The 20,523-nt window shown below is 57.7% G+C and carries 17 protein-coding genes and 2 pseudogenes; 8 read left to right on the top strand and 11 right to left on the bottom strand.

Features of this window, described 5'->3' with window-relative positions:
- The first annotated feature begins 169 nt into the window (after positions 1–169).
- From ACZ5RI_RS07720 to ACZ5RI_RS07685, 8 genes and pseudogenes are all read left to right on the top strand, one after another.
- Positions 170–535, top strand: coding sequence for a UrcA family protein (locus tag ACZ5RI_RS07720; protein ID WP_464510528.1), 366 nt, complete (start codon positions 170–172; stop codon positions 533–535).
- Between the two features lie 192 nt (positions 536–727).
- Positions 728–1,999: an efflux RND transporter periplasmic adaptor subunit gene (locus ACZ5RI_RS07715; protein ID WP_464510524.1), complete on the top strand. Its 1,272-nt coding sequence runs from the start codon at positions 728–730 to the stop codon at positions 1,997–1,999.
- 5 nt (positions 2,000–2,004) lie between these two features.
- Positions 2,005–2,676, top strand: coding sequence for an ABC transporter ATP-binding protein (locus ACZ5RI_RS07710; protein ID WP_464510520.1), 672 nt, complete (start codon positions 2,005–2,007; stop codon positions 2,674–2,676).
- 17 nt (positions 2,677–2,693) lie between these two features.
- Positions 2,694–5,111, top strand: a complete 2,418-nt coding sequence (locus tag ACZ5RI_RS07705) for an ABC transporter permease (protein WP_464510515.1) — start codon at positions 2,694–2,696, stop codon at positions 5,109–5,111.
- Between the two features lie 10 nt (positions 5,112–5,121).
- Positions 5,122–7,536, top strand: a complete 2,415-nt coding sequence (locus tag ACZ5RI_RS07700) for an ABC transporter permease (RefSeq protein ID WP_464510511.1) — start codon at positions 5,122–5,124, stop codon at positions 7,534–7,536.
- Between the two features lie 12 nt (positions 7,537–7,548).
- Positions 7,549–8,577: an alpha/beta fold hydrolase gene (locus tag ACZ5RI_RS07695; protein WP_464510506.1), complete on the top strand. Its 1,029-nt coding sequence runs from the start codon at positions 7,549–7,551 to the stop codon at positions 8,575–8,577.
- Between the two features lie 63 nt (positions 8,578–8,640).
- A complete protein-coding gene (locus tag ACZ5RI_RS07690) occupies positions 8,641–10,101 on the top strand; it encodes a GH1 family beta-glucosidase (RefSeq protein WP_464510502.1) in 1,461 nt (486 codons plus the stop codon).
- A gap of 462 nt (positions 10,102–10,563) precedes the next feature.
- Positions 10,564–10,686 (top strand): annotated as a pseudogene (locus tag ACZ5RI_RS07685) (hypothetical protein); the annotation flags it as partial.
- Between the two features lie 65 nt (positions 10,687–10,751).
- On the opposite strand, the pseudogene traG reads toward ACZ5RI_RS07685, so the two are convergent.
- From traG to ACZ5RI_RS07630, 11 genes and pseudogenes are all read right to left on the bottom strand, one after another.
- A pseudogene (traG, locus tag ACZ5RI_RS07680) lies at positions 10,752–11,981 on the bottom strand (IncP-type conjugal transfer protein TraG); the annotation flags it as partial.
- Positions 11,982–12,137: 156 nt separating this feature from the next.
- On the bottom strand, positions 12,138–12,647 hold the full coding sequence (locus ACZ5RI_RS07675) for a GNAT family N-acetyltransferase (RefSeq protein ID WP_464515514.1): 510 nt from the start codon (positions 12,645–12,647) through the stop codon (positions 12,138–12,140).
- Between the two features lie 3 nt (positions 12,648–12,650).
- Positions 12,651–12,950 (bottom strand): type II toxin-antitoxin system TacA family antitoxin, encoded by a 300-nt coding sequence (locus ACZ5RI_RS07670; protein WP_464515513.1) that lies wholly within the window; start codon positions 12,948–12,950, stop codon positions 12,651–12,653.
- A gap of 142 nt (positions 12,951–13,092) precedes the next feature.
- The gene (locus ACZ5RI_RS07665; RefSeq protein WP_464515512.1) at positions 13,093–13,632 is read right to left on the bottom strand and encodes a cupin domain-containing protein; all 540 of its coding nucleotides are present in this window, start codon (positions 13,630–13,632) and stop codon (positions 13,093–13,095) included.
- Positions 13,633–13,749: 117 nt separating this feature from the next.
- On the bottom strand, positions 13,750–15,504 hold the full coding sequence (locus ACZ5RI_RS07660; RefSeq protein WP_464515570.1) for a relaxase/mobilization nuclease domain-containing protein: 1,755 nt from the start codon (positions 15,502–15,504) through the stop codon (positions 13,750–13,752).
- Between the two features lie 530 nt (positions 15,505–16,034).
- Complete coding sequence (locus tag ACZ5RI_RS07655) at positions 16,035–17,129, bottom strand: IS110 family RNA-guided transposase (RefSeq protein ID WP_464515569.1); 1,095 nt, start codon at positions 17,127–17,129, stop codon at positions 16,035–16,037.
- A gap of 223 nt (positions 17,130–17,352) precedes the next feature.
- A complete protein-coding gene (locus ACZ5RI_RS07650; protein ID WP_464515511.1) occupies positions 17,353–17,988 on the bottom strand; it encodes a lytic transglycosylase domain-containing protein in 636 nt (211 codons plus the stop codon).
- 78 nt (positions 17,989–18,066) lie between these two features.
- A complete protein-coding gene (locus ACZ5RI_RS07645; protein ID WP_464515510.1) occupies positions 18,067–18,396 on the bottom strand; it encodes a DUF736 domain-containing protein in 330 nt (109 codons plus the stop codon).
- A 46-nt stretch (positions 18,397–18,442) separates the two neighbouring features.
- Positions 18,443–18,985, bottom strand: coding sequence for a S26 family signal peptidase (locus tag ACZ5RI_RS07640; protein ID WP_464515509.1), 543 nt, complete (start codon positions 18,983–18,985; stop codon positions 18,443–18,445).
- A complete protein-coding gene (locus tag ACZ5RI_RS07635) occupies positions 18,982–19,461 on the bottom strand; it encodes a DUF2840 domain-containing protein (protein ID WP_464515508.1) in 480 nt (159 codons plus the stop codon). The genes ACZ5RI_RS07640 and ACZ5RI_RS07635 overlap by 4 nt, the downstream gene beginning before the upstream one ends.
- Positions 19,454–20,518 carry a replication initiator protein A gene (locus ACZ5RI_RS07630; protein ID WP_464515507.1) on the bottom strand — a complete coding sequence of 355 codons (1,065 nt, stop codon included), beginning with the start codon at positions 20,516–20,518 and terminating at the stop codon, positions 19,454–19,456. Before ACZ5RI_RS07630 ends, ACZ5RI_RS07635 begins: the two co-directional genes overlap by 8 nt.
- Between the last annotated feature and the right edge of the window lie 5 nt (positions 20,519–20,523).

Raw genomic sequence — 20,523 nt, 5'->3', positions numbered from 1 at the left:
CCTGCCAAGATTTTTTAGACAACGCCTACCGGTGTCCGTTTCCGGACGTCACCGATATCCTGCAGTTCGCCGATCATCCGTAAACCACTGACATTGCGCAGCTTCTTGCAGGATATCTGTTGTATTATACTAGAATATCGTAACGCGGAAAAGAATGAGGATAAGTATCATGCGTAGTACAAGATTTTTTCTTGGTGCAGTTTTGACAATAGGGCTACTTGGATCATCGGCTAACGCAGATCCGCGCACAGACAAGAGCATTGCGGTCGCTGGCATAGCTCCCAATACATATAATCTTATAAGTTCCATCGTCCATTTCGACGACTTAGATGTTGACAATCCTAAAGATGCGACCACCTTGTTGGACCGCATCAACAATGTGGCCATTCGTATCTGCACAGTGAAGCATGATATAGAGTTGCCACGAACGCGCGCTAAAAAGGTTGAGAAATGCCGCAGCACGGCTGTTGCTGAAGCAGTGACAGCGTTGGATGCTCCGGAAGTCACACGCGCATTGCAAGCCGCACACAATTAATGTGACGAAAAGCCCGAAGATCAACCGGGCTTTTCACAATCCATGACGCCCCGAACCAGCGCATCCGATCTGTCCGCTTCCGGACAAGTGATATGCACTGCGTCGACACATTCCAAAGCAAGTATCTGATTTATATAAACTTCCAGTAATTAAGCTATCGTCTTATAATATCCGCAGCTCAAAGGAACTGCAATGTCTGACGGAATGGATCGATCAATTGAACCGCCATGGTGGCACCGCAAACGCTATATCCTTCCGGCCATCATTGCTGGCACTGCCGTTATGCTCGTTGTTGTAGCACTGCTGCTATGGGGTACCCGCGAGCGCAGCCTTCGCGTTCAGGCAAATGCGATAACGATTTCGACAGTCGCCAAGGATTCATTTCACGATTTTGTACCGCTGCACGGCAGCGTCGTGCCAAAGGACGTTGTATATCTCGACGCCCTTGAGGGCGGCCAAGTAGCGAAACTATTGATGCAAGCGGGAGATAAAGTAACCGCCGGTCAAGAGTTGATCGTCTTTCGCAATACCGCGTTGGAATTGCAAGTGCTATCCGAAGAAGGCCGTCTCGCTGAATCCATCACTCAGATCCAAACCTATCAAACGCAATTGGAAATCAACCGCGCCGATAACGCCAAAACACTTGCGGAAATTCAATACTACATCGACAAGTTAGGACATGACGCGACACGATCCGACGCCTTGCTGAAACTCGACGCGGTCACCAAACAGTCAAACCAGCAGCTTCACGACGAATTGGATTACTACCTAACGCTCAAGCCGCTGCAGATTAGAACCAACCGCCTGCAGGACCAATCGCGTAAACGTCAATTGCCGGAGCTCGAAAAAGAACTGACAAGCCTGCAGAAAAGCTTGGTCGTCACACAAAATAAGCTCAAAGACCTGATCGTCACCGCACCGGTAACCGGTCAAATCACGGTATTGAACCTAAAAATTGGTGAGAACCGCAATCGCGGCGAACGGCTGGCGGAAATCCGTCTCGACACCGGCTACAAGATTTCCGCCGACATCGACGAATATTACTTGAGTAGAGTACGCCAGAACCAATATGCCGATGTCGATCTTGACGGTCGAAACTACCGCTTGCGCGTTGCCCGCGCCTATCCTCAGGTCAAGAACGGCACATTCACCGTAGACATGGATTTCGTCGGCAAGGCGCCGACGGCTTTGACGCCCGGCGCAGCGCTTCAAGGCAAGCTATCGCTCGGAAACGACCAGCCTGCATTAATTCTCCCGGCCGGACCGTTTCTTGAAGGCTCCGGTGGCGATTATGTTTTTGTTCTCGATAGAAACGGCAGAAGCGCCCACAAACGTCGCATAAAGATCGGCCGCCGCAACATCGAACAGGTGGAGGTTTTGTCCGGCCTGGAACCGGGCGATAAAGTCATCACCTCCGATTACAGTACATACGACAAAATCGATCGCATCAATATCGAAAGGTAAATGCCATGCTCGTACTGAATAAGGTCTGCAAAGATTACCGCACTTCAGAGGTGGAAACTCGCGCGCTCGCTGATATATCGTTCGAAATATCGGCGGGCGAATTCGTCGCCATCATGGGCCCTTCGGGTTGCGGCAAATCCACCCTGCTCAACATCCTTGGTCTGCTCGATCAGCCTTCGGCAGGTTCTTACCGCTTGGCCGATCAAGAAGTAGCCCGAGCGAGCGAGAAGAATCTGACGTCGCTACGTCGTGCATTGATCGGTTTCGTCTTCCAAAGTTTCAATCTGATCGACGATTTGACGGTTGCCGAGAACGTCGAGGTAGCGCTGATCTACCGCAAGGATAAGAGCCGCCGCAAACAGCGTATCGCTGAAGCGTTGGAGCGAGTCGGTATCGCCCATCGTGCCAAGCATCGGCCGCAACAGCTTTCCGGCGGTCAACAACAGCGTGTCGCCATAGCCCGCGCGCTGGTATCCAACCCCAAGCTAATATTAGCCGACGAACCCACCGGCAACCTCGACACCGCTAACGGCGATGCCGTGATGGGATACTTGAGCGATGCCGCCAAGGCTGGCACCACCATCGTCATGGTGACCCACTCTCTGGTTCACGCCGCAGCGGCGCAGCGTACTATCAAGCTGCTAGACGGACATATCGTCAGCGAAACGCAACTCTGAACCTCCGGATATTTCTTATGTTCCGCAATTATCTCTCCGCTACACTGAACAATATGGTCCGCAACAAGCTGTATGCGGCGATTAATATCGTCGGGCTGGCGGTTGGCTTTGCCGCTGCAATCCTGATCGGCCTCTACGTGCGTGACGAGTTCAGCTACAACCGTTGGATTCCTGGCGCCGACGAAATCTACAACGTTTATTCTATCGGCACGATACCGGGCCGGCCGCCGCTGATCACCGATGCGACAGATGCCGATTTTGCCGGTCTGCTCAAGCTTGAAATTCCACAAATCCAGGAAACGACGCGGATCATGCCGGTTTCGCACAGCTTGCGACGCGGCGAGGTCGAAGCGAACCAGATAATTTACTGGGCAGATGCCAATGTTTTTTCATTTTTAAACATGCCGGTCGTTGTCGGCGACCTGCATACTGCCCTGCAGCGTCCCGACGGGATCGTTATCACCCGCAAGATGGCGCGCAAGTATTTCGGCAGCGACACCCCCATCGGCAAGACCATCGAGATCGACCGCGCCCACCCGATGCAGGTGACGGCCGTCCTGGAGGACCTCCCCTCGAACACCAGCTTGGCGGCGGAAATATTCGCTTCCGGTAAGGCCGATTTCTCCAAATTGGCATACAAGGATACACACCGGCCACCGTCAACCGATGGCAGTTACTCGTCCAGCGTTCACGTACTCCTCCGTCTAATGCCCGGCGTTCAACCGGACGACCCCAAGCCGGAATTGGCGAGCATTTTCAGACGTCACCGCAAATTCGACCCTCCCGATTTGATCAAGCTTGAGATCGTTCCGCTTTCTGCGGTGCACCTGCATCCAGCCTCAATGAATATAATGACGCCGCCGAACGACAGCGCCACGGTATATGCGGTTGCCGCCATTGGGATTTTGATCCTACTGATCGCGGTGATCAATTTCGTCAATCTGATGACTGCCCGCGCCTCGCGCCGTGCCATCGAGGTCGGCGTCCGCAAAGCGGCAGGCGCATCGCGCCACGCGTTGATTATACAGTTTGTCGGCGAAGCCATGCTCTATGTTGCACTCAGCATGGTTATAGCATTCGCCTTGAGCGAATTGCTGCTGCCTACCCTGAACGCATTCCTCGGTCGCGGTATCGTTTTCGATTATTGGCGCGAACCATGGATGTTGGCAGGTATTGCGATTTTGATGGCGACAGTCGGTCTTGCGGCAGGAGCCTATCCGGCCTTTGTGCTGTCTGCGTTTCGTCCCGCAGCGGTGCTCAAAGCGGGCAAGGCGCAGGCCGGGCGGAAACAAGGCGTACGCGGAATCCTCGTCATTTTGCAATTCGCCATCCTGATCGGGATGATTATCGCCGCCGGGGTGGTGTATAGCCAGACGCGCTTTGCTCTCGAAGGCGCGATCAGACTTAACAAGGATCAGGTGCTGCTGATCGAAGGGCCGTGCCGCACGGCTCTGGAACAGAATATCCGCACATTGTCGGGGGTTCGCGGCGTTTCTTGCACCGGAGCTACGGCGCTTGGCCTCGAGAATACCCAATCGCCGGCATTCCTGCCCGACGGCAGGCAGGTATTTCTTTATCGCGGCCCGGTCGATTTCGGCTTTTTCGAATTCTACGGCATCAAGCCGCTTGCCGGACGGCTTTTCTCGGAAAAACACGGTTCCGATGCGGTTTCTAGCGATCCGAATGCTCCTTGGCATCCGCCGTTGATCGTCAACGAAAGCGCCGTGCATATGCTTGGCTTCGCCACTCCGCAGGCCGCCATCGGCAAGACGATTAGGCAGATTGGAGAGACGGACAATGCCAAACCATCGGAAATAGTCGGCGTAGTACCCGATTTCTCATTAAAATCGGTACGAGAACTGATCGGGCCAGCCTCTTACTATGTCGATCCGACAAAAGGCAAATATTTGAACGTTCGTCTGAGCGGAAAACAGATTCCGGAAACCCTGGCGGCAATAGACCGGAAGTGGCGACAGACCGGTCAACAGAAGCCCATTACGCGCTTTTTTCTCGATGAGCACATGCAGAGCCTATATCTCGACATGATCCGGCAGGGGCAGGTTTTCGCCGGGTTCGCCTGCCTTGCGGTACTGATTGCCTGTCTAGGCCTGTTCGGACTGTCCGCCTTCACCGCCGAGCAGCGCACCAAGGAAATCGGTATCCGCAAAGCGATGGGCGCCGAGACCTCCGATATCATGCGCCTACTGCTTTGGCAGTTCGCAAAACCTGTGCTGTGGGCCAATCTGATCGCCTGGCCTGCTGCCGGGTTTCTGATGTGGAAATGGCTGCAAGGCTTCGCCTATCGCATCGATCTTTCGCCCTGGCTGTTTGTCGCCGCCACGCTGCTCGCCCTCGTCATCGCCATACTGACCGTGGCCGTTCATGCCTATCTCGTCGCCCGTGCCAAGCCGGTCGCGGCGCTACGCTACGAATAACGGAGAGAACATGTTTCGCCATTATCTCACCACCGCGCTGCGCAATCTCGCTCGTAACAAGCTCTATGCGGCGATCAACATTTTCGGCTTGGCGGTCGGTTTCGCCGCGGCGATATTGGTATGCCTCTATGTGAGGGACGAATTCAGCTATGATGCCTGGATTCCCGGGGCTGATGGGATTCAAAGCGTTTATACGATTTTCGACGAATCTGGGCGCCGACCGCTGGTGGTCGATGCCACCGCCGCGGATTTTGCATCATCCCTAAAACTCGACTTCCCTGCAATCACGGACGTGACACGGCTGCAGCCCGTATCGCACGGGTTACGGAACAATGATGTTGAAGCCAATGAGGATATCTATTGGGCCGACGCGAACGTCTTTTCGATTCTCAAGCTGCCGGTTCTGAGCGGCGATCTCGGCACGGCTCTGCAGCGCCCCGACGGAATCGTCATGACGGAGCGGATGGCTCGCAAGTATTTCGGCACCGACAATGCGGTCGGGAAAACCGTCGAGATCGATCGCCTTCATCCCATGCAGGTCACCGCCGTTTTGAAGGACTTTCCATCCAACACCAACCTGATCGCGGAGGTTTTCGCTTCCAGCAGGGCTACGTTCTCCGAGTTGGCTTTGTTGGACGCGCAAGGCGAAGGCCCCACCAGCGGCGGCATAAACTCGAAGGTCAATGTTTTGTTCCGCCTCAGACCCGGCGCAAAGGCTGCGGAGATCGAAAGGCAATTGCCCGCCTTCTTGGAGCGTCATCGCAGATTGTCGCCGCCCGGCAGCGAGCGGATCAAGCTCGTGGCGCTAACGGCACACCACTTGCAGCCGACCGAAATTCAAACGATGGCACCGCCGAGCGATATCGCTTCGGTTTATGCCGTCGGCGCGACAGGCATCTTGATTGTCGTCATTGCCATTATCAATTTCGTCAATCTGATGACTGCCCGCGCCTCGTACCGCGCGCGGGAAGTCGGGGTTCGCAAAGCGGCAGGGGCGTCGCGCGGCAATTTGATTCTGCAATTCGTCGGCGAAGCCATGCTGTATGTGATCTTCAGCGTCATCCTGGCGCTGGCGCTGGTCGAATGGTTGCTGCCGATTCTGAACGCTTTTCTCGATCGCAAAATCGCTTTCGATTATTGGCGCGATCCGCAAGCACTCACAGTGGCCGTCGGACTGATCCTGACCGTCGGAATGGCGGCAGGAACTTATCCGGCCTTTGTCCTCTCGGCATTTCGTCCTGCAGTAGTACTCAAGGCAGGGCCGTCGCAGGGCGGCCAAGCGAACGGCATGCGCAAGGCCCTGGTGATCCTGCAGTTCGCCATTCTCATCGGCTTGATGATCGCCGGCGGCGTGGTTTACCGCCAGACGCAATTTGCCCTCAACGAAGGCCTACGGCTCGATAAGAACCAGGTTATTCTCATTGCCGGTCCATGTCACACCGCATTGGAAACGAATATCCGGAACCTTCCGGGCGTTCGCGGGGTTGCCTGCGCCAGCAAACGGGCTTTGAACTACGGAGCGATGCAAAAATTCGCCACCTTACCGGATGGGCGGAATATTTCGCTCAACTACACGTCGGTCGATTTCGGCTTTTTCGAGTTTTACGGCCTCCGGCCGCTGGCCGGACGCTTCTTTTCGGAAAAATTCGGCGCCGACGCCACCAGCGATACCGATGTCGATTGGCACCCGCCAGTTGTCATCAACGAAAGCTCGCTGCATTTGCTCGGATACACCGATCCCAACCGGGCAATCGGCAAGACCATTACGCTATATGGGAAAAACGGCCAGCGCGGTTCGGCTGAAATTGTCGGGATCGTCGTCAATTTTTCGCTGAAGTCGATCCGCGATCCGGTAGCGCCGACCGTCTATTACGTCGACCAATCTCAGGATCGCTATCTTAATGTACGCCTGAACGGACAGCAGATTCCCGAGACCCTGGAGGCGATCGACCGCGTCTGGCAGAAATCGGGTCCACCGCTTCCCATTCGCCGGACATTCATGAGCGAACAAGTCGAGCGTCTCTATCGCGACATCATCCGCCAGTGTCAGGTCTTCGCCAGCTTTGCCGGATTGGCGATGTTGATCGCCTGTCTCGGCCTATTCGGCCTTTCCGCCTCCACCACGGAACAGCGCACCAAGGAAATCGGCATCCGCAAGTCGATGGGAGCCACAACTTCCGACATCATGCGGTTGCTGCTCTGGCAGTTCGCCAAACCGGTACTATGGGCCAACCTGATAGCCTGGCCGGTTGCAGGTTACGCGATGCACCGCTGGCTGCAAGGCTTCGCCTATCGCATCGAACAGCCACTATGGCTGTTCATCGCTGCGTCCATGTTAGCGCTCTGCATCGCCGTATTGACGGTTCTGGTCCACGCCTATCTCGTCGCCCGCGCCAGACCGGTCACGGCACTGCGCTATGAATAAAGGATAGAAACGATGCCTGACAGCAGCAATTTCCATGGTGTGGCCGCCATCATAATGTCCGTATTGCTGCTCACGGCTGCGCCAGCGCTCGGGCCACTACCCAAAACCGGCATTGACTCGTTAGAGGACATCACGCTCGGCGGCATGCGCCAGAAAGTCCTCATACAGGGCGACAATCGCGCCAACCCGATTCTGCTGTGGCTGCACGGCGGACCGGGGGAGCCAGCGATGTTCCTTTCCCATTATTTTTCGGCCACACTGAGAAAACATATGACCGTCGTGCATTGGGATCAGCCCGGTGCCGGCCTATCCACCGATCCTAAGCATCCTCTGAAAGCACTGTCCGAGGCGCGCATTGAGCGCGACGCGCTGGAGCTTGTCGATAAGTTGCTCAAGCGCTTCGGCCAACGAAAGCTGTATGTGCTCGGTCACTCCTTCGGCACGGTAGTCGGAACCCGTCTGGTCGCCGCCCATCCCGACCGATTCTGCGCCTATATCGGCATGGGACAGGTGGTGAATGGACCGAAGTCAATCCGGTTGACCCGCGATTGGCTGAGGACGGAAATGACCAAGGCGCACGACGCGGATGGGCTTAAGCGCCTGTCGCATGCAGATTTCTTCGAGGTCTTCAAAATGGTGAAGGCACGCGGCGGCGTTCTCCACACCAAAGTGGATTACATGGCGATCCTCAAATCCTCGACCTATTATTTCGACGGGTATATCGAGCTGAAGAAGAAGAACGACGCCACCACCTGGAAACTGATGAACAAATCCGACGGCGATACCCAGGGCTACGCCATCGACACCATCCGCACCATGCGGGTGCCGGCGTTCTTCTTCGAAGGCCGCTACGATCACATTCCGGCGACATCAACCAAGCTCGTGGCGGAATACGTCGAACACCTGAACGCGCCTTACAAGGAAATCGTCTGGTTCGAGAATTCCGGCCATCTGCCGAACCTCGACGAGCCGCAGGTCTTTCAGGATGCCATCGTCGACAAGGTATTGGCGAGGACGAAAGAATGCGGCTCGGCGGACTGAATCCGTGCCAAGTCGAGGCAAAATTCCGGATACGAACCACAACGGGAAAAAAGGAAAACATCCATGGACCGCAGAAAATTCATCAAGAATTCGCTTGCCGCCGGCGGCAGCACGCTCCTAGCCGGATCGAGCATCCCGGCCGCATTGGCGGTACCGGCACAACACAAGAGTATCCAGTTTCCGAAGGATTTTCTTTGGGGTTCTGCCACCGCGTCCTATCAGGTCGAAGGCGCCTGGAACGAGGACGGCAAGGGAGAATCCATTTGGGACCGCTTCGCCCACACGCCTGGACATATCAAGGACGGTAGCACCGGTGACGTGACCTGCGATCAGTATCATCGTTACAGGGAAGATGTCGCCGTTATGAAGCGATTGCATTTGAAAAGCTTTCGCTTCTCGACCTCGTGGTCGCGCATCCAGCCGGATGGCGCCGGACCGGTCAACCAGAAGGGACTCGATTATTACCGCCGCCTCGCCGATGCGTTGCTGGAGGCCGGCGTACGTCCGTTCTGCACCCTGTATCATTGGGATTTGCCGCAGGCGCTGGAAGACAAGGGGGGCTGGGCCAATCGCGATCTCGCCGAATATTACGCCGACTTTGCCGAAATCCTGGCGAAGAACCTCGGTGACCGCATTGCCGTCTGGGCGCCGTTCAACATGCCATGGGAATTTACCTATGACGGCTACGGCACCGGCAGAACCGCGCCCTCGCGCAAGGATTTCGCTGCGTTCTGGAAGGCGGCGCACACGGTCGCCTTGGCGAACGGCCTGGCGTACCGCGCCATCAAGGCGGCATCGCCCCACGCCGAGGTCGGCAGTGCCTGGGAATGCGAACCAGTCGTCACAAAATCGGACAGTGAGGCCGATCGCATGGCGGCAGCGCGCTTCCACGCCTTCCACAACCGCTTCTTCCCGGACGCGGCAATGCGCGGCGCCTATAACGCCGATTATGTTGGGCCGAAACAGCTCGAACTGATGGGTTTTAAACCCGGCGACGAGAAGATCATGCGTACACCGCTTGACTGGGTTGGCGTCCATTATTATCTGCGGCTAGTGATTTCGGCCCAAGGAACGGTTGCCCCCGACGACATCAACCCGCTCGCCGGCGTCGGCGTCGAACTGGCGAACCAAGGTCCCAAAGCGCCGATCGGCTGGGAAACTTGGCCGAACGCCTTCTACGACATGCTGACGACGCTGTCGCGGGACTACGGCCACCCCATCATCGAGATCACCGAGACCGGAACGCCCTATCCCAACACCATGCCGCTGGACGAGCAGATGCATGACGCCGCCAGGATCGACTGGTACCGGCAGCATCTCGCGGCGCTGTCGCGCGCGATCAAGGACGGCGCCCGCGTACGCGCCTATCATGCCTGGTCGCTGCTCGACAATCTGGAATGGGGCAGCGGTTTCACGCGGCGCTTCGGCCTCGTGCATGTCGATTTTAAAACCCAGAAGCGCACGATCAAGGATTCCGGACACTGGTACGGCCACGTAGCCGCCACCGGGAAACTGGAGGTATAATCGGCGCATGTACACCCACAGATCACAAAGGCTAGGATATATTGAGGATGCAGATGAGGCGGTGAAGAAAGGCCAAAAGCTCCGCTTCGACGGAATAGATTTGCTGCACGGGCTTTCCATCCAGGATCACATCATAGGAAAAGGTACGCACCAAAAAGATCGCCCTACTAATCGATAAAAATCACTGGCTCAGGAGGCTATCTTGCCCACGCTAACGATCTGCCTCACGGAAACAGAATTATGTGGCGAGGATGGTCCAGGTTGGCGGATATCATGCTCGGAGCTGAAATTGCTGTGGCGACTTATAGATAATTGCAAGCCACTTACGGCTGATCGGTAAGCGATGTTTTGGCCCCACCTATTAAGGTATGGCGGGATGGGAGAATGTCTGAGCACTGAAGCGGCGAACGCGAGAGCTTGGACATATGTCGGATACAAGTGATTTTCATATGTCTAAGCCGGATGTGGCTCCGGCACGACGGGTTGAAGTGTTCACCGGTGCGGGGGCGTCGACGGATCTGGAGCTCGGAAGACAAGGCCGCGATTATTGCCGAGAGCGATACGGTCAGTGGGGTAGCTCGGCGGCACGGCTTGGCGACGTCTCAGTTTTTTGCGTGGCGGCGGGCGGCTCGTCCGGATGCGCAGACCGGCGGGGACGTGCCTAGCATCATTAGTAACCGATGTTGTTTTCGGTCAGGATCCAGCTTCTCGGTCAGCCGACGGCCGATCTGGTTGAGGATTAAACGAACCAGCGGCTTGGTCCGACTGATGTCGGAGGGCGGGACGACAAGGTAGAGCGTCGTCGGATATTTTCCCTCGACCAGATCGCAGATGCGCCAGTCGCAGCACCGGGTCACCCTGGCCACAACTGGATCGCGATAGAGCCCGAGAAACGACATGGCAGTCGACAGAACGCCGGAGCGTTCGTTCTCACTCTTGTTCAGAAGCTCGCGGGCGGCGCTGGCCACCATGGGATGGACGCCCGCCTTACCCAAATGGGGTGTGGTCATCATGGCGCGGAGCGTGGTCTCGATCGGCCGCCTTGGATCGGAAAGGAAGTTGGCCACGCCGGCGAGTGTCTTATCCTTCTCGGCATAGAGCACATGCAGGATGGTGCCGACGAGGAGCGAGTGACTGGTCTTCTCCCAGTGGTTCCGCTTCTCCAACGCCCCTTCGGGATCGACCAGTACGTCGGCGATATTTTGTACATCGCGCACTTCCCATTCGCCGCGGCGCACTTCCAGAAGCGGATTGTAGGCCGCACTCTTGGTATTGGTCGGGTCAAACAATAGCACCCGCCCGAACCGCGCCCGCCAGCCGGCAGTCAGCGACCAGTTCTCGCCCTTAATGTCGTGCACAATAGCCGATCCCGGCCAGGTCAGCAGCGTCGGCACCACCAGGCCAACGCCTTTGCCGCTACGCGTCGGCGCGAAGCACAGCACATGTTCCGGTCCGTCGTGGCGCAGGTACTGGCCCTCCAGTTGTCCCAGTACCACGCCATCGGCACTGCAGAGACCCGCTTTGCGGATTTCGCTTAAAGTTGACCAACGTGCCGAGCCATAGGTCGTTACCCGCTTAATCTCGCGCGCTCGCCACAGCGCCATGGCCACGGCAACCGCAAAGGCGACAATGCCGCCAGCCGCAGCAATATAGGCCCCGCGATTAAAAATATGCGGGGCATAGGCGTCATAGATGAACCACCACCAGAAGAAGGCTGGCGGCGCATAGACCGGATAGCCGAACAGCATGAACCAGGGCTGGCCCAGTTGCGGTTGGAAACCGAGTTGCCATGCCGTCCACTGCGTCGCCGCCCAGACAAAGGCAAGCGCAACGAGGCTAATGGCAATCACGGCCCCACAAAGGATTTTCGTCGCGGACATGCAAACAGCAAATCATACCGTCTGCGTAGTGGAGCAAGCGACAAATGCAGGATGACGTAGGATCGGGGGCGATCGCATGCAAAACGGATAGATGGCAATCTTTCGCCCAGAGTAGTCCTCTAATAACCTGACATGAAACACGGGCTTAGCCGCGCATCACTTCCGCGCTTGCGCCAGGGACGCGGCGATGTCGGCGATTGAACGAAACAGCATGAACTGATCATCCTTTGAGGGGATAAAGCCTCGCCGTTGCCAAAACGCAGCGGCTTCTGCGTCTACGGCGTTGACCAGCAAGGCGCGCCCACCAACCAGCGCCGCCGCCGTCACGCAACGCTCCAGCGCGTGCTTGATGAGGCCCGTTCCGATACTGCGTCCGGCCCAGCCGGTGTCGGTGGCAAGCGGACCAAGCAGCAGACAAGGCACCGGATCGGGCGGCTGACCGGTACGGATGGCACGCGGCAATACGTTTGGAACGACAGCGGTCGGCGCCAGGCCGTAAAACCCAACCACTCGCATCGCCTCATGGACCACCATGACGGCGGTAAAGCCCTTCTCATGATTTGAGAGCGCACGGGTCTTGAGCCAGCGATCAAGCATCGGCTTCCCGCAGGTAAATTCCGAGACGTCGTGCGCCGCCGTCAACGGTTCGGGCGATGAAAGGCTCACCGTTCAGCGCTTTGCGACATAGCCCGGCTCCCAAGGCGCAGGGCGCTCAGCCAGTTCCACCATTTCCGGCACCGGAGTTGCCGGACCGGAAAGAACTCCGACAAAATCAGCAAAGCCTTTTGGGTTCATGCGGATCAGCGGATTTTCCAAGAGAACCTCCTCGGCCGCGCACACCGCTGCATCCCGCACGAAGTCCGTACGGGATCGCCCGCGCATACCGGCGGCGCGGTCGATCAGCGCAATGTCGGCCTCAAGCAGGCGCATAGAAACCGGATAGTCTTTGCGTTCGGCATTCGCAGCCATGGGGCACCTCAATTTGTGTGTACTATATGGCCTTGTAGTGCAAATTGCAATACACAACCATTAACTATATATCCAGCTCGATTTTCTGCCCGAAACGCCAGTCAACGCCCCCCGCCGTCCGTCAAATTGTACAACTCTTAATTCACTCTCCGTCCCAATATTCGGCCAGCGCAATGTGCCCCCTAGCCGAATAGGTAGCCGACGAGGGATCGCCTTCCTTCATGCCAGCCATTGCGCAAACCTTCCCTGAATCTGGATATTCGATCACGTCGCAGTCGGCAATGTTCGAGATTCCTACATACCGGAGCTCGTCGTCACCAGTATTAACGATCTGATGCACGGGTCCACCTGCCGGAGCGGCCAGAATATCGCCAGTATGGATCGACAGCATTTCTTCGCCCACGCGATACTCGCCACTGCCGGACAAAATAAAAAACATCTCGTCCACGCCGTGATGTCGGTGAGCCGGAAAGGCGATCTTTCCCGGCGGAACCACATGCAGCATGCATCCGAGCTTCTTGAAGCCGAGAACCGATCCGATCCCGCCAAGCCGAGCATCGAATTTATCGCCGTAATGCGATGTCCATCCCAACTTCACATCGGCGATATTTAAGACGCATTTCTTCAACTCACCCATCAAAGCATTCCTCCCGTTGATAATATTTCGAAGATCGTCACGCATTGTGGATTGCCGACCTCTGCGACCATGATGAACGATCAATGATCCTTGGCTCTCCCGGTATCCTATATCACACTATCCAGATTGCCCTGGGAAAGTCGCCACTGAGAATAACGGGATTCAGATCTCCAGCCCCCGTTTGCGGCCAAAGCTCCAGTCGACGGAGCCTCCAGGGGACATTGTGCCGGTGACGTGCTGGCCGAGTTTCTGCTCCAGAATCGGTCGCCAGGGTACGAGCTGAAAGCCGAGACCATCATCGATCATGGCAAAGCGCCCGGAGGCCAGAATGACGCGCTGGCGGTAGATGCCAGTGACATGCTCGCCCACACCCGAGGGATGATGGGAAAGCCCTGTTTCCTTGGCGAGCTTGGCCGCGGTTTCGTCCAGCTCGCGCTTGCGCAAGGTGTTCAGCAGGTCGGGTGAGAATGTTACGTTTGAGCCTTGCCGCTGGGCGAGGCCCATTTCGACCAGACGGTCGACACGTTTGTCCATTGCTTCGTGGACCTCGGCGCCGAAGCCGCCATGACTGATCGCCGAATCCCGTTTCAGGTTCTGCCGGTCGAGCCACGTTGCCCCAGCTGCCTTGACCTGGGCGTCAATCGAAAGATCTGAGCGGACCGCCAGCGAGGTTCGCCGGTTCCCCTTCTGGTCCTCATAGGCCCGGACCTCGACGATCGCACCGGGCTCGACATCACCGATCACGTCGAGATTGGCAAATGGCAGATGATGGGTGCGACCATCGACACCGTCGATAATGGCATAGGCCGTCCCTTTCAGTTCATCCTGAAGCCCGCGTTCGACCAGACGGCCCAGTATCGGCTCTGCAGGTTCGCCCTCGTGCAGCGCAAAGTTAGAAACATTCGGTTCATGGCCGGACTTGGCCATGGCTCGGTGCATAGTCTTGATGATGTCGCCACGGATACCGAGGTCCCGTAACGTCGGTTCCAGGTTAGGCTTCAGGGACCACTGGGCGGGAGCCATAGGCTCCGCCAGCCCCAGACGCTCCAGCTTGGCGGCACGCCCGAGAAGCAGCCGCCGAAACTCAGGATCGATACCGGGATCGCCAGGACGCAGATCAATGATGCCGGCATTGTCGTCGGCAATCTGGCGTAAAGCCCGGTCCAGACTGGTCCAACCCTCGGCATCGACCTCCCGCTCTAACCCCTGGCGGATTTCCATTTCGGAGCGGGGACCAAGCTCCAGGGTAACGCGGGATATGGCGCGCTGGCGCAGACCGCGACTGATGTAGTCGCGGCTGATGACCAGATCCTCGTCCGTATCCGTCCGGCCGCGAACCAGCACATGGATATGCGGATTGTCGGTGTTCCAGTGATCGACGGCCACCCAGTCGAGGGACGTGCCGAGGTCCAACTCAGCATCCTTCATCAGATCGCGGGTAAAGCCGTGCAGACCGTCCATCTGGGCGGCATCTTCCGGCGAGACGATGAAGCGGAAGTGGTGACGATCATCCTCGCAGCGCTCGGCAAAATCCTTACCGTCGGCATCGTCGGAGGACGCATCGAACATCAGGGCATCCTGACCATCACGGGTGACGCCGTCACGCTTCAGGTAAACGATATGACGAGACAAGGGCGCCGCTGCAAACTTCCTGCCGGTATGGCGAACGATACGCGCCTTCACCACCACCCGCCGTGCAGTCGATTGCGCAGCAAATGACAAGACCGCCTGACGGCCCCGGCCAAAGGTCGAATGACCTTTGATGCCAGCGGCATGCCCCAGCCGTTTTCCGATAAGCCCAGCTTTACGGGCAGCCCGCATGACCTCGCCGACAAAGGTCTTCGGCTTACGAACACCCCTGTTACCGCTTTTGATGCGGCCGGGGTGAACGCGAAAGTCGTCATCATGCGGCGGCATTACGGCACCAAGCAGAAGCAGCGGCACAGATAGCGCAAAGACCATTGAAACATCACCACAATTGCCATGTTGAGCCAGCACACGAGGCAAGTACGACGGCACACTTCTCTAATCCGACCAACCACATGCGCCGAACCGACGGCGCCCCTTTTATCTCGCCGTCTTAATTGGCCGTTTTTTGTGTGGAGTATTCGCCATCGTCGTTTCCTTTCCATAGCAGATAATCGTGTCCGTTTCCATGCGGGAGCATGCTGAAGCCCTTGTGTGTCGAGGTCTGGTACGCCGCGCAATCTTCCGCGCTCAGCTACGGGATGTTTTGGCTGCATTGAAGCAGCGTCCGAACCGTTGCGGCGCACTTTGCTATCGGATTTGTGGGGCAGCATCACAGGCAATCGGGCGTGGTCTGCATCTGGCAGCCACAGGCGAGATATCGTGCTTCCCATCATCTTGGTCTGTACCATTCCGCATCCGCTCACGCGGACCTCCTCAACTCACGAAGCCGTCATCGAACGGCACATGAGATGTTCGTTTCAACTGCGCGCATAGCTCAACCTCTGCTCCTTGGCTGTCCTGACTGGGTTACGCTCTTGTTCGGTCGTGCGCGGATCGCCGACATAAAACGTGCCGTCGCGCCACATCGCGTGCATCACCACCGCGAGCTTGCGCGCCACCGCCACCCTGGCCTTGGCGTGGCACTCGGACTTTGCCAGCTTCAGCCCCCAACTCTTCACCAAATCGCGCCCCTTGAAGCGGGTCAGCATCGCGGACCCGGCTTCGTAAAGCGCCCGGCGTACATCGGCGTCTCCGGCTTTACTGATCCGTCCTTTGATGTCGATCGAGCTACCGGACTGCCATCGCTTGCCAGTCAACCCGAAGCAGGCCGCGACATCGCGCGACCGTCGAAAGCGCGTCGGGTCGTCGATCGCCGAACTGAAGCTGAGCGCCGCAATCGGTCCGACACCAGGGATCTCCATGAACCGACGACATAGCTCGTCGCGCATAGCCAGCTGCACCACCAGCTTGTTGAGGGCGAGATATTCGCACCAAACCGCGGCTCTGGCGCGCAACATGCACGTCATCACGCCGCAGGTCATCGCATCGTCCGTAGCGACAACGGCGTCATTAACCGCCTTCTCGAAGCCCCCGCGCCCCACCGTTCCGAGCCGAATCCCGAACACCTTGAGCGAGTGACGGATGCTGTTTTCGAGATCGAGGAACTTGCGTTTAAGGTTGCGCCGTTGGCTGAGCAACAGGCGAATCCGGTAACAAGCTTCTGTCTTGATGTGCGCCTGACGGAACCATCCTGTGCGCACGATGTGAGCGATTCCGAGCGCATCGGTGGCATCGGTTTTGTTGCGCTGGGCACTCATTGCCGCCCGCACATGGCGGGTTTCTAGACAAACGGCCGGAACGCCCTGCGCCAGAAGTTCGGGATGCAACCACGGCGACAATGCGCCCGCTTCGTGGCCGACGCGTCGCAATCGCCCGGCATAGGGCCTCAAAACGTCCGCAATTGACGCCGGATCGGTCGCCACCGAACCGTTCAGAACTACCGTTCCTTTGTCGTCCACCACGCACACCGCCGTCTCGTCAATCGACACATCCAGGCCTGCAAAGTATTCCATCTTTCGTCTCCCGCGTTTCTGCTTCGCACGCGGCAGTGTGCGCTCAGATGCCGTGGGACGGCAGGCCTGCGGCAGCGCCGGGGTGGTCGAGACGTGCATTTTCGTATCCATCAAGCCCTCGCCAATTACAGCGGCCATATCCCAAGTTCTCCTCCCCGCATCCACACCAAGGCATCCCCGCTGCCGCCAACGTCCTCGACAACATCCCAAATCCTGAACGTGATCATGGTGAGATCGCCTTACGCGTGGTCGGAACAAACATTCCCGACGATTGTGGCGCGAGGACGAAGCGGCGCTGCAGATCACGTGCAGAAACCTTGCGCTCGTTCTGCAATACAGCTGCGGATGCACCGACCGCCGTGTCGTCTTCTTTACGCGTGACAAAGAGCGGAGAAGCGGACCGGGAAGAAAAGGACGCGACACCGATTGATCCGTCAGAGGGGTTCTGCCCGATCGGTTGCGTAACACGCGCAACATAAGCCACCGTCTCGGCCGGAAGCGCCCGTCCCGTCACCAGATAACTATCGTAGCGATCAGGACCTGCATTGTAAGCGGCCAGAAACCCGTCGAACCCATAACGGTCGTAGAGTTCCCGCAAGTATGCAGTCCCTGCCAAAACATTGTCTCGCGGATCGTACGGATTGCCGCCCAAACCGTAGCGGGCGCGCAGACCTGCCCAGGTTTGCGGCATGATCTGCATCAACCCCATAGCCCCTTTGATAGAGGTGGCATTGGCATTACCGCGGCTCTCGACCTGCATCACGGCGTCAATCCAGTGCACCGGAAGGCCAAACCGCGAAGCGGCCTCGCCCACATAATTGGCGTAACGGTCGCCCAGTACCGGCGCAGGTGCCGTCATGCTCTGTGCCAGCACAGATGACGCTGGGACACAGACAAATGCTAGACCGGAAAGAAGAAGGATTCCGCGGCGCATCGGTCAATTTCCGTCATCGCGCTTTGACACACGGTTCCAATGCAGCGACCAGACCGTGTCGCTGTCACGGAACAGATTGGCATGGATGGGTTGCGACAGGGCCGGATCGTCGATGATGAGCGCAATGTACTCACCGGCCTTTTCACCGGTACGTTTCCAGCCAGCACCGATCTCCGGGCCTTCCTCGTTGCCGTTATGCAGCCGATAGTCGGGGACATTCTCGGCATCCGACGCATCAACCGGAACCAGGGTGACTTCGCGGTAAAGTGTGAAGGTATGGATGCGCCCGACAAAGCCCGTCGTTTCGCGCGTGAACTGACCAATCTGCGACATGGAAACCTCCATAGAGTTTGTGCTGATGAGACGTCTGGTGTGGCGGTCAGGGTGCCGATGCGCGCCACCGGAAACGGCCATTACCGTCCCTGTCGGTGTAAAGCGGAGCCGCACGGCCGATAACGATACGGACCGAGACTGGGCCGAAGTAGCGGCTGTCGAGCGAATCCCAGCGCGGGTTCAGTAGGAACACTTCACCGGCCGCGAGGACGCGACAACCTTCCCAGACCGGCAGAGGTCGAAAGAACCGGTCGCGCCACAGCGCCCACGCGGCGACCTTGCCGTCGATGATGACTTTGCGGTCTTGGCGGCAGACCTTCTGCCCCGGCAATGCCTCGACGTGCTTGAGCATGGGCACGCCCTTGGGCAGATACCGGCGCTGCTCCAGAAATGCGGCCAAATTCTTTGGCGGCATGACGGCAACCAGATCGCCGACCTGCAGGGTATCCGCTTTATGCAGACCATAGAGACCAATCGGAGCACTGGCGCTGGCATTCCAGATCAATCTGGGCGTCCGCGAAAACAGCGCGGCAATATCGATGCTGAGCACGGTAAAGTACGTCGTCATGACGTAGCCGAAGCGGGTCATCGGTCCAGATCCTTGCGCTGGAGCCAAGCCCGATGCTGTTCGCGGCTGTAGGGGCGTGGGTTCTCGCCGACCGCAAACCGGTTATGAACGTGCCACCAGTAATCCGGACAGACATGGGCCGGATCGATGCCAATCACCTCGATAGCATCGATAACCTGCAGTACCTTCTCGACTTTGGGCCAGCCGGAGATATGCAGATAGATCTCGCCGCCAGGACGCACGAACGGCAGCGTCGTGTAAGGATCTCCCGGTCTTACGGCCCGCAAAATGTCGATCTGCGAGACGATGGTGCCATACGCGTTCGAGGCCCAACGCACATAAGCAAGGACAGAGTTGGGCTTGAATTCCAGGATACGGCGGCTGCGGTCGATAACCTGATCGGACGCGGCATGGCCGAAGCGCAGCCAGTGCTCGATCTGCTTCTCAAGCCAAATCAGTTCGACCTGAGTGTAAAGGTTGGGATTGGATTCAGGCATGGGAGCGCCCTCCTGAGCCTTTTGCAGATATTGCCGGCGGACTTATGCACTGTCCGACAACACCGTTAGATTCTTTTATGTTAGACTTTAAGTTAGGCGCGGCAGAACCATCTGAACCACAATGAGATTTGTCGGTTTCTGGTTCCCGATAGCACGATAGACCGGTTCCTGATGGCACGTGCCCTGCGGTTCCCGATAGCACGACGGGATTCACAGCCTGTGCACAATCAATCTCTGGACGCTCATAGCGAAAGGTCAGGAGTTCGTGACCTTGCGCGTCTCGTTCGACCGACAGGCGGCAGTTGGGCAGTGCCTGCCGGCGGGCAATGTTGCGCAGTTCGAACGAGAACCGCTTGAAGGGCGACAGTACCGCCGATTTGGCGTAGAGATGGCCAAACTCGAACCGCCAGCCGGATTGCTGCCTGCCAGCGTGCTTGCGTACCAGACGATACAGCCAGCGCTCCAGACCACCCGTCAGCCTAAAATACGCCCGGTCGATGGTGAGCACCAATGTCTCGTCCAGAACCGTCCGGTAGAACCAATCCGGGATGATGAGGGCGATACCATCGGGCATGCCTCGCCTGTCCGTGCGCTCCATCCATTCATTCAGCCAGGAGAAGCGATGCATCCGCCGCTCGCCAACCTGACGTAAAGTGGTTGCCACGGACGTGGACTGCAATCGGTCCATGGCCGCCTTCAAGCGAAGATAATCGCGCGCACCGGTCCCGCGACCGATGAACGTCAGAATCTCATAGGCCGTGGCGGCCAACAGGCGTGAGGTTGGAAATCCGGCATCATTGGCCTGGACGATCTGGCTGGCAACCCAGATCAGGATGTCGGCATCCCAGATGGTCGCCATACCGTGTTCCGGCACGGCTTCGACACGGATGGTGATACCGTTCAAACGGTAGTCGATCGGTGCAATGCGTGGCGATTTGGCCAGACTGAAGAACGGATAGGTCATCAGATCCTGCGCATCGCGCGGTGCAAACAGACCGGGCAATGCGCAAAACAGCTCCAGATCGCCTTGGCCATATTGAGGTAATGCGGTGCTCATCGCTG

Source organism: Micropepsis pineolensis, assembly GCF_055392125.1.
The sequence above is the reverse complement of the archived record's forward strand: the minus strand, read 5'-3'. Positions and strand labels throughout refer to the sequence as shown.